This window comes from Pacificoceanicola niger (assembly GCF_048553275.1).
GTDB lineage: Bacteria > Pseudomonadota > Alphaproteobacteria > Rhodobacterales > Rhodobacteraceae > Pacificoceanicola.
Genome location: NZ_JBLZMW010000012.1, coordinates 106,376 through 124,442, shown reverse-complemented (window position 1 = coordinate 124,442; position 18,067 = coordinate 106,376). Strand labels below are relative to the sequence as shown.

The following is an 18,067-nucleotide window of genomic DNA, read 5'->3' as shown; positions in this document are numbered from 1 at the left end:
CTCCCGCGATATCAAAGGGATCAGCGCCACTTGGCGCGCAAGGGATCAGCGCCGTTCGGCGCGCTTGGCTGCACTTAACACGTCCTGTGCTCTTTGCCACGGGCCAGAGCCACGCGGCAAGAGGCCGCCGGCACGCGTGGCATGCACGGCGGCATCCTCCAGGCGGCCGCCAAGGGCATAGCGCTCGGCTGTCACCAGCGAGGCCATGCCGTTTTGCTTGGTCCGGGCATAGGCCACGGCAAGATCGCGCAGGATGCGCGGATCGGAGAAATCCCGCGATCTGGCGCGTTCGAGAATGCCAAGCGCCTTGCCCGGCTGCCCATTGGCCAACAGCGCCCGGCCAAGGCCGCCGAGGATCAGCGCATCGTTCGGGGCCATGTTCGCAGCGGCGGAATAGACCTGAACCGCAGGGCCGAATTGTCTTGATTCCAACAGGATTTGCCCCTTGAGCTCGCGCAGGTATGGATCCTTGGGCCGCAGGCCGATGGCGCCGTCGATGGCCTTCAGCGCTTTGCCGAGGTTCGATTGCCGGTGCCACGCGGCGGCCTCGCGCATCAAGGCGATGTCCTGGCTGGCGCTGTCCTTGGCGCGGCGCAGGGTCCAGCTCGGGGCGCGTTTGAACGCGGTCAGCTTGCCCTTGATCCGGCTGAACCAATATTCCGCCCCGGCGTCGCGTGTGCCGGTTTGATGTCCGGCGGCGAGACCCTTGAGCGCTCGGTAACGATCGCGTGAGAGTGGGTGCGTGCGCATGTACGGGTCCTGACGGCTGACCGAGAGGGCCTCCTGACCGCGAAACAGATCCTGCACCTCGACGGCGCCGCTTGGGTCGATTCCGGCGCGGATCAGGTAGCGCACAGAGGCAATATCGGCAGAACTTTCCTCGGCGCGGGTATGCGACAGGAACTGCCGCATGGCCGAGCTTTGCGCGCCAAGGGCGACACCGAAGCCTGCCTGTGGGTTGCCGGAGGCTGCGGCGGCCGCGGCCCCGAGGATCAGGCCAAGGCCGGCTGCGGTGCGCGCGGTTCTGAAGTTGCCGAGGCGGCGGGTGATGTGGCCATTGGCGATATGCGCGGCCTCATGGGCAATGACGGCCTGAAGCTGCGCTGCACTGTCGAGCTTCATCAGGAGGCCGGAGTGGATGAAAATATGCGAGGTGTCGGCGACAAACGCGTTGAGCGAGCTGTCGTCGATCAGGATCATCTGCACCTGACCGGGGTTGAGGCCTGCGGCGCTGAGCACCGGCGCGGCCAGCTTCTTAAGACCATATTCGATATCGGCATCCCGCAGCAGGGTCAGACCCGCCGCCCGCGCGGGCGCGGTCAGAACCAGGGTCATGATCAGACCGAGCGCAATCAGCCGGGACAGGCGTAGGAATTGGGGAAGGATCATTGACGTGTTGCCTTGTGCTCTTCTAAGCCTCGGTGCGGGCAGAGTAGAGAGGACAGCATGAAAAATTCAAGCCGGGGCGGTGTCGATCCCTTTATCGTGATGGATGTCATGGAAGCGGCGCGGCAGGCAGAGGACGCCGGGCGCCACATCATCCACATGGAAGTGGGGCAGCCGGGAACGCCCGCGCCCGCCGCCGCGCGTGATGCGCTGGCCAAAGCCATGGCGGACGAGTCCCTTGGTTACACCGTGGCTCTGGGCCTGCCCGCGCTGCGTAAGCGGATCGCGAAACTTTATGCTGAGTGGTACGGGGTGGACCTTGATCCGGCGCGCGTGGTGGTTACGCCGGGCTCGTCCGGGGGCTTCATTCTTGCCTTTTCGGCGCTATTCGATGCCGGCGACCGTGTGGCACTCGGGGCGCCGGGCTATCCATCGTACCGGCAGATCATGAAGGCGATGAACCTTGTCCCGGTGGAGGTGCAGACAAAGGCGGAAAACCGCCTGCAGCTTGTGCCCGACGACCTCGCGAGCCTCGATTATCAGGGCGTCATGGTGGCCAGCCCGGCGAATCCCAGTGGCACGATGCTGGACAAGGACGCGCTGGCCGCGCTGATCGGCGCGGCGCAGGGGCAGGGTGCGTCTTTCCTTTCAGATGAAATCTACCACGGGATCGAATACGAGCGGCCTGCCGTCACCGCGCTGCAGATCAGCGACGATGTCTGCGTGATCAATTCCTTCTCCAAGTATTTTTCCATGACTGGCTGGCGGGCCGGGTGGCTCGTGCTGCCGGAGGATAACCTGCGTCAGGTGGAGCGGCTGGCGCAGAACATGTTCATTTGCGCGCCGCATGCCTCGCAGGTCGCGGCGCTGGCCGCGATGGATGCGGGCGAGGAGCTGGAGGCCAATATGGCCGTCTACCGCAAGAACCGCGCGCTGATGCTGGAGGGGTTGCCGCAGGCCGGATTTGATCGTATCGCGCCGCCCGATGGCGCGTTTTATGTCTATGCGGATGTGAGCCACCTGACCGACGACAGCCGCGCCTTCGCGCGCCAGATCCTCGATGAGGCCGGGGTTGCCGTGACGCCGGGGCTCGATTTCGACCTGGAACGGGGTGGCGGTACGCTGCGCTTTTCCTATGCCCGCTCGACCGAAGACATTGCCGAAGGGCTGGAGCGGCTGCGCCGGTTCATGCAGGCAAGGGGGCTTGTCTCCTGACCGGGGGTTGGTGCTTGGCTGTGGCGGCGTACCGGGTATTTCCGGCACGACGCAGCGGCGGTGCAGCGCACGTTTCCAAGCGTCGCATTCGCTGCTAATGTGGAGCACAACAGCAGTCCATAAAGAGGCGGCAGAGCGGTGAAATTTCAAATTCTTGCAGGGTTTCTGGCCCTATGTCTGCCGTTTGGCGGTGCGTCGGGGCAGGATGCATCGGGTCTGGCGCGTTTCGAGGGCGGGCGCGTCACGGACGGGATGTTCGGGGGCAGCACCCTTGAGCTGACCCTGAGTCAGGGCGTGCCGTGGCGGCTGTTTACATTGACGGATCCCATGCGGCTGGTGATCGATTTTCGTGAGGTCGACTGGCAGGGGGCCGACGGGGCGGCGCTCGACCAGTCGGAGGCCATTGCGGCGCTGCGGGTGGGTGGTTTTCGGCCCGGTTGGTCGCGGCTGGTCGCCGATCTGGCCGAGCCTTTGACCGTGAGCGAAGCGGGGCTTCGCATTGATCCCGACACCGGGCGGGCGCGTCTGAGCGTCTCTCTGGACGGCACGTCGGCCGAGGCCTTTGCAACGGTCGCGGGCCTGCCGCGCGATCGTGGCTGGGACCTGCCGGAGCCGACGGCGGTTCGGGCGGCGGTGCCTGCGGCGGATGCCAAGATGGTGGTGGTGCTTGATCCCGGTCACGGCGGGATTGACCCCGGCGCACAGCGCGGCGGCGTCGATGAGGCCGACCTGATGCTGCAATTTGCCCGCGAGCTGTCGGACGTGCTTGTGCGGACGGGGCGCTACGCGGTGTTCCTGACACGTGACGATGACGTCTTTGTTTCGCTCGAAGCGCGCGTGGCGATGGCGCATGCGGTGGATGCGGATCTCTTCGTATCGCTGCATGCGGATGCGATTCAGGAAGGCATTGCCCATGGTGCCAGTGTCTATACGCTCTCGGAGGAGGCCTCGGATGCGGCCTCTGCGGCGCTGGCGGAGCGGCATGACCGCGATGATATTCTGGCAGGGCTGGACCTGTCCGGCTCGGATGACAGGGTGGCGCAGGTGTTGTTGCAGATGGCCCGGCTCGACAATGCGCCGCGCTCGCGGGCGCTGGCGCGGCATCTTGTCGACGGGATCCGCAATGCGCTTGGCCATGTGCACAAACGACCGTTAAGGCAGGCCGGGTTTTCGGTCTTGAAGGCGGCGGATGTGCCGTCTGTGCTGATCGAGGTTGGCTTTTTGTCGACGGAGCAAGACCTTGAAAACCTTCAGGATCCGATCTGGCGGGCGGGTATGGCGGCGGGCGTGCGCGATGGCATCGAGGCCTGGGCGCTGGAGGATGCAGCGCTGTTCCGGCTGCGCCGCAAATGAACCTGCGGGCGCGGCCGTGAGGTGGCGAAAACCCGCGCGGATGTGTTTTGACCCATCCGCGCTTTGGGTATACTGAGCGCACAGACAAAACAGGGGCTTTCCTGCGTGACTCGCTTTATCTTTTCGTTCTTTGGCGCCATTTTCAGTGTGATCACGCTGGGCGCGACGATGGTCGCGTTGACCATCGGCGCGGTATTCTGGATGTACGGCAACGATCTGCCGAGCCATGAGAGCCTCGCGCAGTATACACCTCCGACGATTTCGCGGATCTATTCGACCGAGGGTCAGGTGATCGACGAGTTCGCGCAGGAGCGCCGGCTTTATACGCCTGCGAATGAAATTCCCGACCTCGTCAAGAACGCCTTTATCAGCGCGGAAGACAAGAATTTCTACAGCCACCAAGGCTATGACGTGCGCGGCATCGCGGCGGCGGCGATTGATGCGGTCAAATCGCGGGGCCGCGACGTGCGCGGTGCGTCGACCATCACGCAGCAGGTGATGAAGAACTTCCTGCTGTCCGGCGACCGCAAGGCGGAGCGCAAGATCAAGGAGATCATCCTCGCCTCCCGCGTCGAAGAAGCGCTGAGCAAGGACAAGATCCTTGAGCTTTACCTGAACGAGATTTTCCTCGGACAGAACGCCTATGGTGTCGCTGCGGCGGCGCAGGTGTATTTCAACAAATCGCTCTCCGAGCTGGCCCCGCATGAGGCCGCGATGCTCGCCTCGATGCCCAAGGCCCCGTCCTCCTTCCATCCGGTGCGCCGCAAGGATCGGCTGATGCAGCGCCGCAACTTCGTGCTCAAGGAGATGATGGAGAACGGGTATCTCAGCCAGGAAACCTACGAGAGCGAGGTCGCCCTGCCGCTGAAGACGGTGCAGAACGGCGATTACGCCCCCTATTACGAGGCGCTTCCGCCACGCGATTATTTCACTGATGAAATCCGCCGTCAGCTGTCGAAGGATTTTGGTGAAGAACAGTTCTTCTCAGGCGGCTACTCCGTGCGCGCCACGCTTGATCCCGAAATGCAGGTGGAGGCGGCCAACTCGCTGCGCATCGCGCTGGAGCAGTATGACCGTGGTCTGGGCCGCTGGAACGGCACCGGCAAGAGTCTCCCCGAAGAGACGCTGGCCAGCGAAGAAACCTGGCGCGCGGCGCTGTCCGACATTCGGGTCGCACGAGACATTGATCTGGTGCGGCCGTGGCTGCCGGCGGTGGTGCTTGAGGTCCGCGATCAGGAGCTGGTAATCGGGATCGAGGGCGTCAGTCAGGACGATCCGCGCGGCCGGACGGTGCCGCGGGCGGACACCTCCTGGTTCTCCGGCAACCTCTTTGAAAACTTCGAAAAAGGCGATGTCATCCATGTCCGCGAAATGGTCGAGGATGGCAGCGGCGCGTTCATCCGGTGGACCCTGCGGCAGGTGCCGAAGGTGCAGGGCGGGTTCATGGCCATGGATGTCAACACCGGCCGCGTGATCGCGATGCAGGGTGGTTTCAGCTATCAGAATTCGGTCTTCAACCGAGCGACGCAGGCGATGCGGCAGCCGGGGTCGAGCTTCAAACCCTTTGTCTATGCTTCGGCGCTCGACAGTGGCTATACCCCGGCGACGATCGTGGTGGATGCACCGATCGAGATCAACACGCCGCAGGGCATCTGGCGGCCGCAGAACGCGTCGCGGCAGTATTACGGCCCGACGCCGCTGCGCACCGGGATCGAGCGGTCGCGGAACCTGATGACCATCCGTCTCGCACAGGAAGTCGGGATGGAGACCGTCGCACGCTACGCCGAGAAATTCGGGGTCTATGAGAACATGGGCCGGGTTCTAGCCAATGCGCTTGGCTCTGACGAGACGACGCTGTTCCGCATGGTTGCCGCCTATGCGATGTTCGCCAACGGCGGCGAGCGGGTGGAGCCGACGCTGGTCGACCGGGTGCAGGACCGCTATGGCAACACGATCTACAGCCATGATGCGGCAGAGGGAAACAAGCGGGTCTGTGTCGATTGCGACAACCCGTCCATTCCCGCAGGCCGCAGCCCGCGCATCGAGAACGACCGCGAGCGGGTGATGGATCCGGTGACGGCCTATCAGCTGACCTCGATGATGCGCGGCGTGGTGGAGCGCGGCACAGCGTCCCGGACCGTCAGCCTGTCGGTGCCGACGGCGGGCAAGACCGGCACGACAAACGATGCAAAAGACGTTTGGTTTGTCGGGTTTACCTCCAACATCGTGGCCGGTTGCTATATCGGCTATGACACGCCCACGCCGATGGGGCGCGGGGCGTCCGGTGGCGGCATGTGCGGTCCGGTGTTCAACCGGTTCATGCAAAAAGCCGTGGCGAAATACGGCGGCGGCGAGTTCACCGTTCCGCCGGGGTGCGAATTCATCAACATCGATCGCTTCTCCGGCGCGCGTCTGTCGGACGGGGCCTCGGGTGACAATGTGGTGGCCGAGTGTTTCCGGGAGGGCGAGGAGCCGCTCTTTGGCATCCAGTTCGACGGGGGCTTTGCGGTCTCGGGCAGCTTTGACCTGATCCGCCCCGATGAGAGCGGGACGGCGCGGGAAGTCACCACCTCGACCGGGAAAAAGGCGGTCGTGGGACCCAAGGCGGGCTTTGGCACCTTGTCCTCTGGCGGGCTTTACTGATCGGGAGAAGGCCGGTTCGGCCCGCGCTCAAAACGCGACAATCCGTGTGTCGTCCCGCCGCAATCTGCGGTTGCGGGCGCGGCCTGTCAGGCGGGCAGGGGACATTAAACCATCCCGTCGTGGTCGTTTATCTGGAAACATCTTGACGTTACGGCAGATTGCAGATCTACGTTGCCGACCTCAGTCGTTTCAGCCGCGATGGCTGGACTCCGCATTTTAACAAGCGGTTGAGGAATAATCATGAAATTTCTACCAAAGTTTTCGATCGCCGCTGCTGCGCTTGCAACGGTTTCTACCGGCGCGGTTGCGGCCGGCACCATGGACCTGCACCTTTACGAGTCCGGCTCTGACGTGGTTTTCACTTTCAGCGGTTCGGTCGACCTGACGGGGTTGTTTGCCTACTCCGGGTCTAACCTTGACTATGTGGGGCTCTTTCCGGAAGTCGCTTTTATCGCCTCGTATAACGGAAGCTACTACAACTATGGCTTGCGAACGAACACGTTCCCTGGGTTTGGTGACTTCGTTTACAGAGAATTTGACGATCCCGCGGCCAGTTCGACAGCGGGATCGACCTTCGGATTCAATCAGAGTTACCTGCAGATATCGACTGATTACGTCTCTAACTCCCTGCTCGCCGGACAGGCCGTGGTGTTTGGGACGGACCTCGCCGGCATGGGCGTCTACGAGGGTTTTTACACCGGGACGTACGGTGCAAACGTTCTGAACATGACGGTCGGAGAGATCACCAGCGAGGTGCCCTTGCCCGCCAGTGCGCTCTTGCTGCTGACTGGTTTGGGTGCTCTCTCTCTGCGGCGACGCAAGGTCTGAACCGGGCCGGACCGACAGGATGCCGCCGGGGCCGTTGCCCGGCGGTTTTCCGTTTCCTGACCGCACGGAAGCCTGTGCGACTTCGGCGCTTGCCCGTCCGCTGGCCGCTTGGTATCACGCGGGCCTGAGAACAAGAGGTCCCTCCATGCGCGCGGAAGTTCAGAACAATGTCGACAAGGTCGAAAAGTCGCTTGAGCTGTTGAAACAACGGCTTGGCTGGGACACGGCGCAGCACCGTCTGGAGGAGTTCAACGCCCGGGTCGAGGACCCGAACCTCTGGGACGATCCCGCGGCGGCGCAGAAGCTGATGCGCGAACGCCAGGGCCTCGTGGATGCGATGGAGACCTATACCTCGATCAAGCAGGAGCTTGAGGATCAGGTCGAGCTGATCGAGCTTGGCGAGATGGAAGAGGATGCCGAGGTGGTCGCCGACGCGGAGAAGGCGCTCGCAGCGTTGGTCGAGAAGGCGGCGAAGAAGGAGCTTGAAGCGCTGCTGAACGGCGAGACCGACGGCAATGACGCCTTCCTTGAGATCAAGTCCGGCGCGGGCGGCACGGAGGCCTGCGATTGGGCCAGCATGCTGGCGCGGATGTATGTCCGCTGGGCCGAGAAGCGCGGCTTTGAGGTGGACCTGCAGGAAGAGACGCCGGGCACCGAGGCCGGTATCAAATCCGTGACCTATCAGATCAAGGGCAAGAACGCCTATGGCTGGCTTAAGTCCGAGAGCGGCACGCATCGGCTGGTGCGGATTTCACCGTTTGGCAAGGGCACGCGCGAGACATCCTTTGCCGCGGTCGGGGCCTATCCGGTGATCGACGACAACATCGAAATTGAGGTCAATCCGGCGGATATCCGGATTGATACCTATCGCTCCTCCGGCGCGGGCGGCCAGCACGTGAACACGACCGACTCGGCGGTGCGCATCACGCACCACCCGTCCGGTATCGTGGTGACCTCTTCGGAGAAGTCGCAGCACCAGAACCGCGACATCGCCATGAAGGCGTTGAAATCGCGGCTCTACCAGATGGAGCTGGACAAGCGAAACGCCGAGGTGAACGCCCTGCACGAAGCCAAGGGGGATGCGGGCTGGGGCGCGCAGATCCGGTCTTATGTCTTGCAGCCCTATCAGATGGTGAAGGACCTGCGGACGAGCCATGAGACGGCGGACACCCAAGGTGTGCTTGACGGCGATCTCGATGGCTTCATGGAGGCGACGCTGGCCATGCAGGTGGCGGGCAAGAGCCGGGCGGATGCCAACGCCGAGGACTGATGGCGGTTTGTGTTTGATGGAATGAAAAAAGGCGCCCGGTCGGGGCGCCTTTTTTGTCGTGGGCCCATTCCGGCGCGCCCCGGGGCGCAGTCGCGAACAGGGCGCGGCCCTCGGCCAGGACGGTCGGTCCTGGCCGGGCGCGATGTCAAAGCTCTTTGACGATCTGGCCCTTGGCTTCGAGCATCAGCGCGGCCCGCTTGGCGCGGATCTCGTCGGGGGAGGATTTGTCACCGAGGTCGGCGGCAACTTTGCGCACCACGTCCTCATGGCCGGCCTCTTCGAAATCGGCGCGGATGACTTCCTTGGCGTAGGCCTGTGCGTCATCGCCGGATTTGCCCAGCATCTCCGCAGCCCAAAGGCCAAGCAGCTTGTTGCAGCGCGCTTCGGCTTTGAACTTTGCCTCTTCGTCATGGGCGAACTTGTTCTCAAAAGCGCTTTCGCGATCGTCAAAGGTGGACATGGGCCAGAGCTCCCTGCGGTCTGATTGAAACGGTCCACCCGGATATGCCGATGCGAACCCCTCAGTGCAAGAGGCGAGTGCAAGTCTGCGGCAACGCGCGCGGTTTCGGGGGCGGCCGTAGGCCTTTCGGCGCGGCGCGCGGCGCTGGCGCGCGAGTATGCTTGCGGCGGCAGGGGGCTTGGAGTATCAGGACGATAAACGCGCCCGACTCCGGGCGCTCTTTTGCATTTCCGGAAAGGCCCGAAATGGCACGTCGCAAGAAAATCTATGAAGGCAAGGCAAAGACGATGTACGAAGGCCCCGAGCCGGGCACCATCGTACAATACTTCAAGGATGACGCCACCGCCTTCAACGCCGAGAAAAAGGCGACGATCGAGGGCAAGGGCGTGCTCAACAACCTGCTGTCCGAGTTCTTCATGACCGGGCTGAATACGGTTGGTGTGCCGACGCACTTCCTCAAGCGGCTGAACATGCGTGAGCAATTGGTGCGCGCCTGCGAGATCGTGCCGCTGGAGATCATCGTGCGCAATTATGCCGCCGGGTCGATGTCCAAGCGCCTTGGCATCGAAGAGGGCACGCAGCTGCCGCGCCCGATCGTGGAATACTGCTACAAGGACGACAAGCTGGGCGATCCGCTGGTCACCGAAGAGCACATCGCGGCCTTTGGCTGGGCCTCGCAGCATGACATGGACGATATCGTGGCGCTGGCGCTGCGGGTGAATGATTTCATGTCCGGGTTGATGTACGGGGTCGGGATCAAGCTGGTCGATTTCAAGATCGAGATCGGCCGCGTGTACGATGGCGATTTCCAGCGGCTTATCGTGGCCGATGAGATTTCTCCGGACAGCTGCCGCCTGTGGGATATCGAGACCGGGCAGAAGCTGGACAAGGACGTGTTCCGCCGCGATCTCGGCTCACTCACGGATGCCTATACCGAGGTGGCCAAACGCCTTGGCGTGATGCCGAAGCAGGCGACCCATCCGACGAAGCCGACCCTGATCAATTGAAAGCCCCGCGTGGTTTGACGTGACAGGCGGTCCCTGCGGGGGCCGCCTTTTGCGTGTCCCGGCGGCGAGGTGGATTGCAACTCCGACGCCGCCGGGACTAGGGTCCGGCATACGGCACTTTCGCAGGGGGAGACGCCGCGCGCCGTGCGGCGTAGAACGGCCTCAGGAGGATTTTCGACATGGATCGTTTCGACCAGATTCCCGAAACCGCGCTGGCCTGGCATGAGGCAGGCAAAGGCGCCGTGCTGGCCACGGTGATCGAGACATGGGGCAGCGCGCCGCGGCGCGTGGGCAGCCAGCTTGCGATCAGCGGCGAGGGCGAGATCGAAGGCTCGGTCTCCGGCGGCTGTGTCGAGGGCGCGGTGATTGTCGAGGCGCTGGAGGCGCTGGAGGCAGGCGCGGCGCGCGAACTGGAATTCGGCGTTTCGGATCAGGATGCCTTTGCCGTGGGACTGGCCTGTGGCGGTACGATCCGGGTGCTGGTGGAGCCGATTGGCCAGGTCATGCCGGAGGCCATGCTGCGCGATCTGTGCGCGGCGCGGCAGGCGCGCAGGCCGGTGGCCTACGTGGCCGATCTGGAGAGCGGGGCCCGGTCGCTGACCTCTGAGGGGTTTGAAACGCGCTTCCGCATGGACCGCTCCGGGTTCGAGGAGGAGACGCGCACGTTCGTCGCCATTCACAACCCGCCGCTGCGGTTGATCGTGGTGGGGGCGGTGCATATCGCGCAGGCGCTGCTGCCGATGGCGCGGATCGCGGGTTATGATCCGGCGATCGTCGATCCGCGCGAGGCCTTTGCCAGCCCGGAGCGCTTCCCCGGCGAGACGCTGATGCACGACTGGCCGGATGAGGCGATGGATGCGCTTGGGCTGGATACACGCACGGCACTGGTTCTGCTGACCCATGATCCGAAACTGGACGATCCGGCGCTGTTCAAGGCGCTGAAATCGGAGTGTTTTTATATCGGCGCCCTGGGATCGACCCGGACCCATGCCAAGCGCGTGGCACGACTTGAGGAGGCGGGATTTTCAGCGGCGGAGATCGCGCGCATTCACGGCCCCATTGGCCTCGATATTGGTGCGGCAGGACCGTCGGAGATTGCGGTTTCGGTGCTGGCCGAGATGACACAGACCCTGCGGAAGGGCGCATGAAATTCGGCGATATTTCCCTCGATGCGGCGCTTGGCAGCGTGCTGGCGCATTCCGTGGCGCTGCCCAAGGGGCGGCTGAAGAAAGGCCGGGTTCTGTCGCTGGACGACATCGCGACGTTGCGGGAGGCCGGGCTGAGGTCGGTGACGGCGGCGACGCTTGAGCCGGGCGATGTGGGCGAAGATGCCGCCGCCGAACGGTTGGCCGCTGCGCTGGTGCCGGATGCGGAGCGGGCCGGACTGCGGCTTGGCCGGGCAGCCACTGGCCGTGTGAACATTCACGCGCAAGGCTCTGGAATCGTTGAGGTTATTTCGGATCGCATTCATGCGCTCAACGCGCTTCACCCGATGATAACCGTGGCCACAGTGCCGCAATGGCAGCGCATCGACGCGGGTGGCATGGTCGCCACGGTCAAGATTATCGCCTATGCGGTGCCCGATGCGGCGCTGGAGGCGGCCTGTCTCGCCGGGCAAGCGGCGCTGCGCCTGCGTCCGGCGGTGTGCCAGACCGTGGACCTGATCCAGACCGCTCTGGAGCCCGGCGAGAGCGGAGAGAAGGGGCAGGCGGTGACCGGCGCGCGGCTGGCGCGGCTTGGCGTGGCGCTTGCGCCCAAGCAGGTGGTGCCGCATGAGTGTGCGCCCTTGGCGGCGGCGATCCGGGCCAGCACCGCCGACGCGATCCTGATCCTGACGGCCTCGGCCACCTCCGATCTGCATGACACAGCCCCCGAGGCGTTGCGACAAGCGGGCGGGACGGTGACCCATTTCGGTATGCCAGTCGATCCCGGCAACCTGCTGTTTTTCGGAGAGCTAGACGCACGGCCCGTGATCGGATTGCCGGGGTGCGCGCGCTCTCCGGCGCTCAATGGGGCGGATTGGGTGATGGAACGGCTGCTCTGCGGCGTACCGTTGCATCCGCGAGACATCGCGGCCATGGGGGTTGGTGGGCTGCTCAAGGAGATTCCCCAACGCGGCCGTTTGCGCGAGGCCTGATTGGTGCGGTGATTCCATCGCGGGCGCGATGTCCCCGGGCGCATGGGGCGTTGCGTGCGGCGATGCGCGGGCAACAAAAAACCCGCCGGATTGCGGCGGGTTCCTGTCGTGTGTCGTGTGACTGGCGCGGCGCGATTATTTCGCCGACGGTCCGATCATCATGACCATCTGGCGGCCTTCCATCTTCGGCATGTTCTCAACCTTGCCGATTTCCTTGACGTCTTCGGCCACCCGTTCGAGCAGCTCACGGCCAAGGTTCTGGTGCGCCATTTCGCGGCCCCGGAAGCGCAGCGTGATCTTCACCTTGTCGCCAGCTTCCAAGAATTTGAAAACGTTACGCATTTTCACTTCGTAGTCGTGGGTGTCCGTATTCGGCCGGAACTTCACCTCTTTGACTTCGATGATCTTCTGCTTTTTGCGGGCCTCGGATTCACGCTTTTGTTGTTCGTATTTGAACTTGCCGAAATCCATGATCTTGCAGACCGGCGGATTCGCGTTGGGCGATATTTCAACCAGGTCCAGACCGGCTTCTTCCGCCATATCCATCGCGCGGGCCGGGGTGACAACGCCGACGTTCTCGCCTTCGGCGCCAATGAGACGGATTTCGGGCGCCCGGATACGTCCGTTGACGCGGGGGCCGGTGTCGCGCGTGGGGGGCGCGTTGTGGGGTCTGCGGGCTATGGGATTGCTCCTGATAATTTCCGTTGGTCGGTAGATGCGCAAGGTAGACTTGCCACGGGCGTGATTCAAGCGGGATTTCGCTGTTTTGCGTCGGGAATGGCCTGTATTCCCCTTGTCGTTGTGCGAGGATTGCCGCACATCAAATTCCGTCAAGGCCTTCGTTGTGAAACGGCGGCTCCCCAAGGGTAAGGAAGAAGAGCCATGAGAAACATAGCAATCGCAGCGATCGTGGCGATCGCGGGAATCGGGGGCTACGTCCTTTATTCGAACCAGCAGGAGGCGGCGCGGGTCGCGGCCGAGCGCGCAGCGGCGGTCGAAGCGCAGGCAGAGGCGGCAGAAGAGGCAGCTGCGGCAGAAGCCGCCGAGGCCGAAGCGAAAGCGGCGGAAGCCGAAGCCGAAGCCGAAGCCGCGGCAGAAGCAGCCCAGGCCGAAGCGGAAGCGGCGGCAGAAGCAGCCCAGGCCGAAGCGGAAGCGGCGGAAGCCGAGCTTGCCGAAGCGGCAGCAGAGGCAGCGGCCGAAGCAGAAGCCGCTGCGCAGGCTGCGGAAGAAACTGCCGCCGAGGTCGCCGCGGCTGTGGAGACCGCCGCAGAAGAGGCCGCTCAGCAGGCAGCACAAGCGGCGGACAGCGTTGCTGAAGGCGCGGAATCTGCGGCGGCGGCGGCGACCGAGGCCGGTCAGGATGCCCTGAATAACGCAGCGGAGACCGCCGGTATGATCACCGAGGGCGCGCAACAAATGCTGACCGACGCTGTCGAGGCCGGGTCCGACACAGCGGATACGGCCAGCGAAACCGCCGGTGCGGCGGCGGAGACGGCGGCAGAAGCGTCCGGTGAGGCCGCTGGCACGGCAGCTGAGGGCGCCGCAGAGGCAACAGCCGAGGCGGCCGAAGCCACGCAGATGGCCACAGACGAGAGCGTGCCGATGGTTGACGGCGTCAAGCTGACCGAGCTGCTGACCGTTGAGGGCTTCGATTACGAGAAGGTCGCGACCTATATCGACGAATCGGACATGACCGCGCTCAAGAAGATCAGTGCCCAGGCCGCGCTTCAGGCGGTTCGGGACTCCGAAGTGACGCAGACGGCGCTGGATCAGGTCAAGGTCTTGCTCGGCCTTGAAGAATAAGGCTTCGATGCCTTGAAACGCAGAAGGGCCGCCCCACCCGGGCGGCCCTTTTTTTTATGTTGGCTCAGGCGGTTGCCTCAGTCGAGGAAGGCCTTTTCGACCACGTAATGCTTGGGGTCGGAGTTGGCACCCTCTTCGAGACCGTAGCCTTCGAGCATCTCCTTGAGTTCAAGGTTGAAGGCGAGGTTTCCGCAGATCATGGCGCGGTCGGTTTCGGCGTTCAGCGGCGCGACGCCGAGATCGGCAAAGGCCTCGCCCGAGCGCATCAGATCGGTGATGCGGCCCATCTTGGCGCTCTCTTCGCGGGTCGTGGTGGGATAATACTTGATCTTCTTCCAGAAACCTTCGCCGATGACCTCACCCAGCAGCTCATCGGTCTTGAGCCCCTCGATCAGGTCGCGACCATAGGTCAGCTCCCCGGCTTCGCGGCAGGTGTGAGTGATGATGATCTCGTCGTAATCCTCATAGGTCTGCGGCTCGCGCAGGAGCGATGCGAAGGGCGCAAAGCCTGTGCCGGTGGCAAAGAACCAAAGACGTTTGCCGGGCAGCAGCGCGTCATGCACCAGCGTGCCGACGGGTTTGGGGCGCAGGATGATCTCGTCCCCCACCTTGATGTGCTGCAGTTTGGAGGTCAGCGGGCCGTCCTGCACCTTGATCGAGTAGAACTCCAGTTCCTCGTCCCACGATGGGGAGGCGATGGAATAGGCGCGCAGCAGCGGCTTGACCTTGCCGGTCTTGGGATCGGGATCGCCCATCAGGCCGATCATCACGAACTCGCCAGAGCGAAAGCGCATGGTCGCAGGGCGGGTGCAGCGGAAGCTGAACAGCCGGTCGGTGTAATGCTTGACCTCGGTCACGGTCTGCGTGTCCGGCATGGCCATTTTCTTCGGCGCGTCGGCCTTGATTGCGGTGGATTCGGTCACGGGCTTCAACTCTGTCATATTGTCCTTTGCCGATATGTCTTAACCGGCACCTCAGATTTAGCTTTGATCCATGTCAGATGAAAGGCGGCATGCGGCCACGGGGGCAGGGTGCCCCATAAATGGCCTGCAGCGCCGCAGCGGTTCAGCCGCGCAGGCGGGATTGGTAGTCGTTTTTCTCCCAATCGGCGCGGAAGACCCACTGGTCCTCCGGCTGGCGCGCGGCGAGGGCTTCGTCGATCTCGACCTCGTCAAAACCGGCGCGGCGGGCCATGGCGTATTGATCAGCAATCACATGCCCACGGGCGCGCAGACGGCCCTGGAAGCCGCGCAGACGCAGCAGGCGGGCGAGTGTGAAGCCGCGCCCGTCCGCAAAGCTTGGAAAATCGATGCGGATCATTTCGGCATTGGAGGCGGTCAGGGTCACCGGATCGGTGTCAGAGGGCAGATCGACGATCTCGCCTGTGTAGGTGTCTTCGGCAAAGCCGCTGTCGGTCACGATGGGCATGTCATGCTCCTGTTTTCTGTCGGGGGGGCGGGGCAACAGCCCCGCCCTACATACTGCTGCGCGCGGCCGCACCGTTCACGAAGTGGATGCCGCATTCGGTCTTGTCCTGATCGCGCCAGCGTCCCGCGCGGGGATCCTCGCCCGGGGCGACCTTCGAGGTGCAGGGCGCGCAGCCGATGGAGGGGTAGCCCTGGGCCACAAGCGGATGCTTGGGCAGGCGGTTTTCCTCCATGTAGGCGCGGGTGTCGTCCGAGCCCCAATGGGCCAGCGGATTGACCTTGATCCGGCCCGTAGCCTCTTCGAGTTCGAAGAAATCCATCCCGGCGCGGGTGCTGGACTGGTAGCGCTTGCGCCCGGTGATCCAGCCGTCATAGCCCTTCAAAGCGTCTTGCAGCGGCTCGGTCTTGCGCAGCGCGCAGCAGGCGTCGGTGTCGGAAAAGCGCAGGGCGCCGTAGGGGTCGCGCCGCTCCAGCGTTTCGGGCGCGGTGCGGATAACCTGTACGTTCTCCAGATGCAGCCGCTCCGCGATCTCCTGCTGATAGGCCAGCGTCTCGGCAAAGAGCAGCCGGGTGTCGATGAACAGCACCGGCGTCTTGCGGTCGACCATGGCGACAAGGTGCAGGAGCGCCACGGATTCCGCCCCGAAGGACGACACCATGGCGATCTGGCCAGCCTCGGGATCGCCAAGTGCGCCTTCCAGAACGGCGGTTGCGCCGTGGTGCCGGTAGCGCGCGTTCAGCGCCGCGACCCGCGCGCGCAGCGCTTCGTGATCCTTGGGGATCGACTCCGCGCCCTCGGCAAGCGTGGTCTGATCGACAGGCAGCGTCATGGCGCTCACTCGGCCGCGACGCGCGCTGGATCACGCTCGTAGAGTGCGGTCTTGAACGGAGCCATGCCGAGGCGGCGATAGGTTTGCAGGAAGGTCTCCGAGGGGTCCTCGCGGTGCTCCATGTAGGCTTCGATCAGCCGCTCGATCGCCGGGACGATTTCGTCATAGCCAAAGCCGGGGCCGGTGCGCTGACCCAGCGCGGCATTTTCGGTGTGATCGCCGCCCAGCGTGATCTGATAGGTTTCCACCCCGGCGCGGTCGAGGCCAAGGATACCGATATGGCCGACATGGTGATGACCGCAGGCGTTGATGCAGCCGGAGATCTTGATCTTCAGATCGCCAATGTCGTTCTCGATTTTCAGCTCGTCAAACCGGGTCGCGATCTGCTGCGCGACCGGGATCGAGCGGGCCGTGGCCAGCGCGCAGTAGTCCATGCCGGGGCAGGCGATTATGTCGGAGATCTTGCCGATATTGGCCGTGGCCAGCCCGTGGGATTTCAGGCGCGCATGAATTTCCGGCAGGTCCGACTTGTGGACATGCGGCAGGATCACGTTCTGCTCGTGGCTGATGCGTAGCTCGTCAAAGCCAAACTCGGAGGCGATATCGGCCATCACGCGCATCTGCGCGGCGGTGGCATCGCCGGGTGTTTGCCCGTGCGCCTTGATCGAGATCTGGGCGATGGCATAGCCCTCGGCCTGATGCTCGGCCAGGTTCGTGTCGGCCCATGCGCGGAAGACCGGGTCGGATTCGTAGGCGCGCTCAAAGGACGAAATTGGGCGTTTCAAGAACGATGGGGCCGAAAACTGGGCTTTGATAGTTTCAAAAAGGTCCAGATCGGCACCATTGAAAGCCTTTTTGGTTTCGGCGAACCGATCTTCGACCAAGGCGCGGATTTCGTCGATGCCGTGTTCGTGAACGGTGATCTTGATCCGGGCCTTGTACTTGTTGTCGCGGCGGCCAAGCAGGTTCCAGACCGAGACCACGGCCTCGACATACGGCAGCAGGTCTTCTTGGCTGACGAAATCATTGACCACCTTGCCGATCATCGGCGTGCGGCCGAGGCCACCGCCGATCAGCACGGCGTAGCCGATCTCGCCGTCCTTTTCGACGATGCGGATGGCAAGGTCATGGGCGGCGGTCACGGCACGGTCGTTCGGGGAGCCGGTTACGGCGATCTTGAACTTGCGCGGCAGGAACTGGAATTCCGGGTGATCAGTGGACCACTGGCGCAGCAATTCGGCCACCGGGCGCGGATCGGCCAGCTCATCGGCGGCGGCCCCGGCAAAGTGGTCGGCGGTCACGTTGCGGATGGTGTTGCCGGAGGTCTGGATCGCGTGCATCTGCACCTCGGCCAGCGCGTCAAGCATGTCCGGGATGTCGGAGAGTTTCGGCCAGTTGTACTGGATGTTCTGGCGCGTGGTGAAGTGGCCATAGCCCTTGTCCCAACGCTCGGCGATGTAGGCGAGCTGCCGCATCTGGGCGCTGTTCAGCGTGCCATAGGGGATGGCAACGCGCAGCATGTAGGCGTGCAGCTGCAGGTAGAGGCCGTTCATCAGGCGCAGCGGCTTGAACTCGTCCTCGGTGAGCGAGCCGTCGAGGCGGCGCGCGACCTGGGCGCGGAACTGGCGGTTGCGGTTGGCGACGAACTCGGCGTCGAATTCGGAATAGCTGTACATGGCGTGTCCTTTCGGAGGGGCGAGGGGGGACG

Annotated in this window: 16 protein-coding genes; 9 read left to right on the top strand and 7 right to left on the bottom strand. The window is 63.8% G+C overall.

What is annotated here, in order from left to right:
• Positions 1-45 precede the first annotated feature (45 nt).
• Positions 46-1,389, bottom strand: a complete 1,344-nt coding sequence (locus tag ACN2XU_RS15630; protein WP_419411381.1) for a M48 family metalloprotease — start codon at positions 1,387-1,389, stop codon at positions 46-48.
• Positions 1,390-1,446: 57 nt separating this feature from the next.
• On the opposite strand from ACN2XU_RS15630, the gene ACN2XU_RS15625 reads away from it, so the two are divergent.
• The 5 genes from ACN2XU_RS15625 to prfB all read left to right on the top strand — a co-directional run bounded on the left by ACN2XU_RS15625 (position 1,447) and on the right by prfB (position 8,695).
• A complete protein-coding gene (locus ACN2XU_RS15625) occupies positions 1,447-2,601 on the top strand; it encodes a pyridoxal phosphate-dependent aminotransferase (protein WP_419411380.1) in 1,155 nt (384 codons plus the stop codon).
• Positions 2,602-2,739: 138 nt separating this feature from the next.
• Positions 2,740-3,954 (top strand): N-acetylmuramoyl-L-alanine amidase, encoded by a 1,215-nt coding sequence (locus tag ACN2XU_RS15620; RefSeq protein WP_419411379.1) that lies wholly within the window; start codon positions 2,740-2,742, stop codon positions 3,952-3,954.
• A 105-nt stretch (positions 3,955-4,059) separates the two neighbouring features.
• A complete protein-coding gene (locus tag ACN2XU_RS15615; RefSeq protein WP_419411378.1) occupies positions 4,060-6,597 on the top strand; it encodes a penicillin-binding protein 1A in 2,538 nt (845 codons plus the stop codon).
• Between the two features lie 240 nt (positions 6,598-6,837).
• Positions 6,838-7,425, top strand: a complete 588-nt coding sequence (locus ACN2XU_RS15610) for a VPLPA-CTERM sorting domain-containing protein (RefSeq protein WP_419411377.1) — start codon at positions 6,838-6,840, stop codon at positions 7,423-7,425.
• Positions 7,426-7,570: 145 nt separating this feature from the next.
• The gene (gene prfB, locus ACN2XU_RS15605) at positions 7,571-8,695 is read left to right on the top strand and encodes a peptide chain release factor 2 (RefSeq protein WP_419411376.1); all 1,125 of its coding nucleotides are present in this window, start codon (positions 7,571-7,573) and stop codon (positions 8,693-8,695) included.
• A gap of 145 nt (positions 8,696-8,840) precedes the next feature.
• On the opposite strand, the gene ACN2XU_RS15600 is transcribed toward prfB, so the two are convergent.
• Entirely contained in the window at positions 8,841-9,155 is a 315-nt protein-coding gene (locus tag ACN2XU_RS15600) for a DUF1476 domain-containing protein (RefSeq protein WP_419411375.1), read from the bottom strand.
• Between the two features lie 245 nt (positions 9,156-9,400).
• On the opposite strand from ACN2XU_RS15600, the gene purC reads away from it, so the two are divergent.
• The 3 genes from purC to ACN2XU_RS15585 all read left to right on the top strand — a co-directional run bounded on the left by purC (position 9,401) and on the right by ACN2XU_RS15585 (position 12,299).
• Positions 9,401-10,162: a phosphoribosylaminoimidazolesuccinocarboxamide synthase gene (purC, locus tag ACN2XU_RS15595; protein ID WP_419411374.1), complete on the top strand. Its 762-nt coding sequence runs from the start codon at positions 9,401-9,403 to the stop codon at positions 10,160-10,162.
• Between the two features lie 179 nt (positions 10,163-10,341).
• The gene (locus ACN2XU_RS15590) at positions 10,342-11,310 is read left to right on the top strand and encodes an XdhC family protein (RefSeq protein ID WP_419411373.1); all 969 of its coding nucleotides are present in this window, start codon (positions 10,342-10,344) and stop codon (positions 11,308-11,310) included.
• Positions 11,307-12,299: a molybdopterin-binding protein gene (locus ACN2XU_RS15585; protein WP_419411372.1), complete on the top strand. Its 993-nt coding sequence runs from the start codon at positions 11,307-11,309 to the stop codon at positions 12,297-12,299. Before ACN2XU_RS15590 ends, ACN2XU_RS15585 begins: the two co-directional genes overlap by 4 nt.
• A 135-nt stretch (positions 12,300-12,434) precedes the next feature.
• Here ACN2XU_RS15585 and infC read toward each other — a convergent pair whose 3' ends face one another.
• Positions 12,435-13,049, bottom strand: coding sequence for a translation initiation factor IF-3 (gene infC / locus ACN2XU_RS15580; RefSeq protein WP_500797240.1), 615 nt, complete (start codon positions 13,047-13,049; stop codon positions 12,435-12,437).
• Positions 13,050-13,181: 132 nt separating this feature from the next.
• Between infC and ACN2XU_RS15575 the strand changes: the two genes are divergently transcribed.
• Entirely contained in the window at positions 13,182-14,102 is a 921-nt protein-coding gene (locus ACN2XU_RS15575; RefSeq protein WP_419411371.1) for a hypothetical protein, read from the top strand.
• A 77-nt stretch (positions 14,103-14,179) separates the two neighbouring features.
• Here ACN2XU_RS15575 and ACN2XU_RS15570 read toward each other — a convergent pair whose 3' ends face one another.
• The 4 genes from ACN2XU_RS15570 to ACN2XU_RS15555 all read right to left on the bottom strand — a co-directional run bounded on the left by ACN2XU_RS15570 (position 14,180) and on the right by ACN2XU_RS15555 (position 18,035).
• Complete coding sequence (locus ACN2XU_RS15570; protein ID WP_419411370.1) at positions 14,180-15,043, bottom strand: ferredoxin--NADP reductase; 864 nt, start codon at positions 15,041-15,043, stop codon at positions 14,180-14,182.
• Between the two features lie 124 nt (positions 15,044-15,167).
• Entirely contained in the window at positions 15,168-15,530 is a 363-nt protein-coding gene (locus ACN2XU_RS15565) for a DUF934 domain-containing protein (RefSeq protein ID WP_419411369.1), read from the bottom strand.
• 46 nt (positions 15,531-15,576) lie between these two features.
• Positions 15,577-16,359 (bottom strand): phosphoadenylyl-sulfate reductase, encoded by a 783-nt coding sequence (locus ACN2XU_RS15560; RefSeq protein ID WP_419411368.1) that lies wholly within the window; start codon positions 16,357-16,359, stop codon positions 15,577-15,579.
• Positions 16,360-16,364: 5 nt separating this feature from the next.
• Positions 16,365-18,035 (bottom strand): nitrite/sulfite reductase, encoded by a 1,671-nt coding sequence (locus ACN2XU_RS15555; protein ID WP_419411367.1) that lies wholly within the window; start codon positions 18,033-18,035, stop codon positions 16,365-16,367.
• Positions 18,036-18,067: the final 32 nt, after the last annotated feature.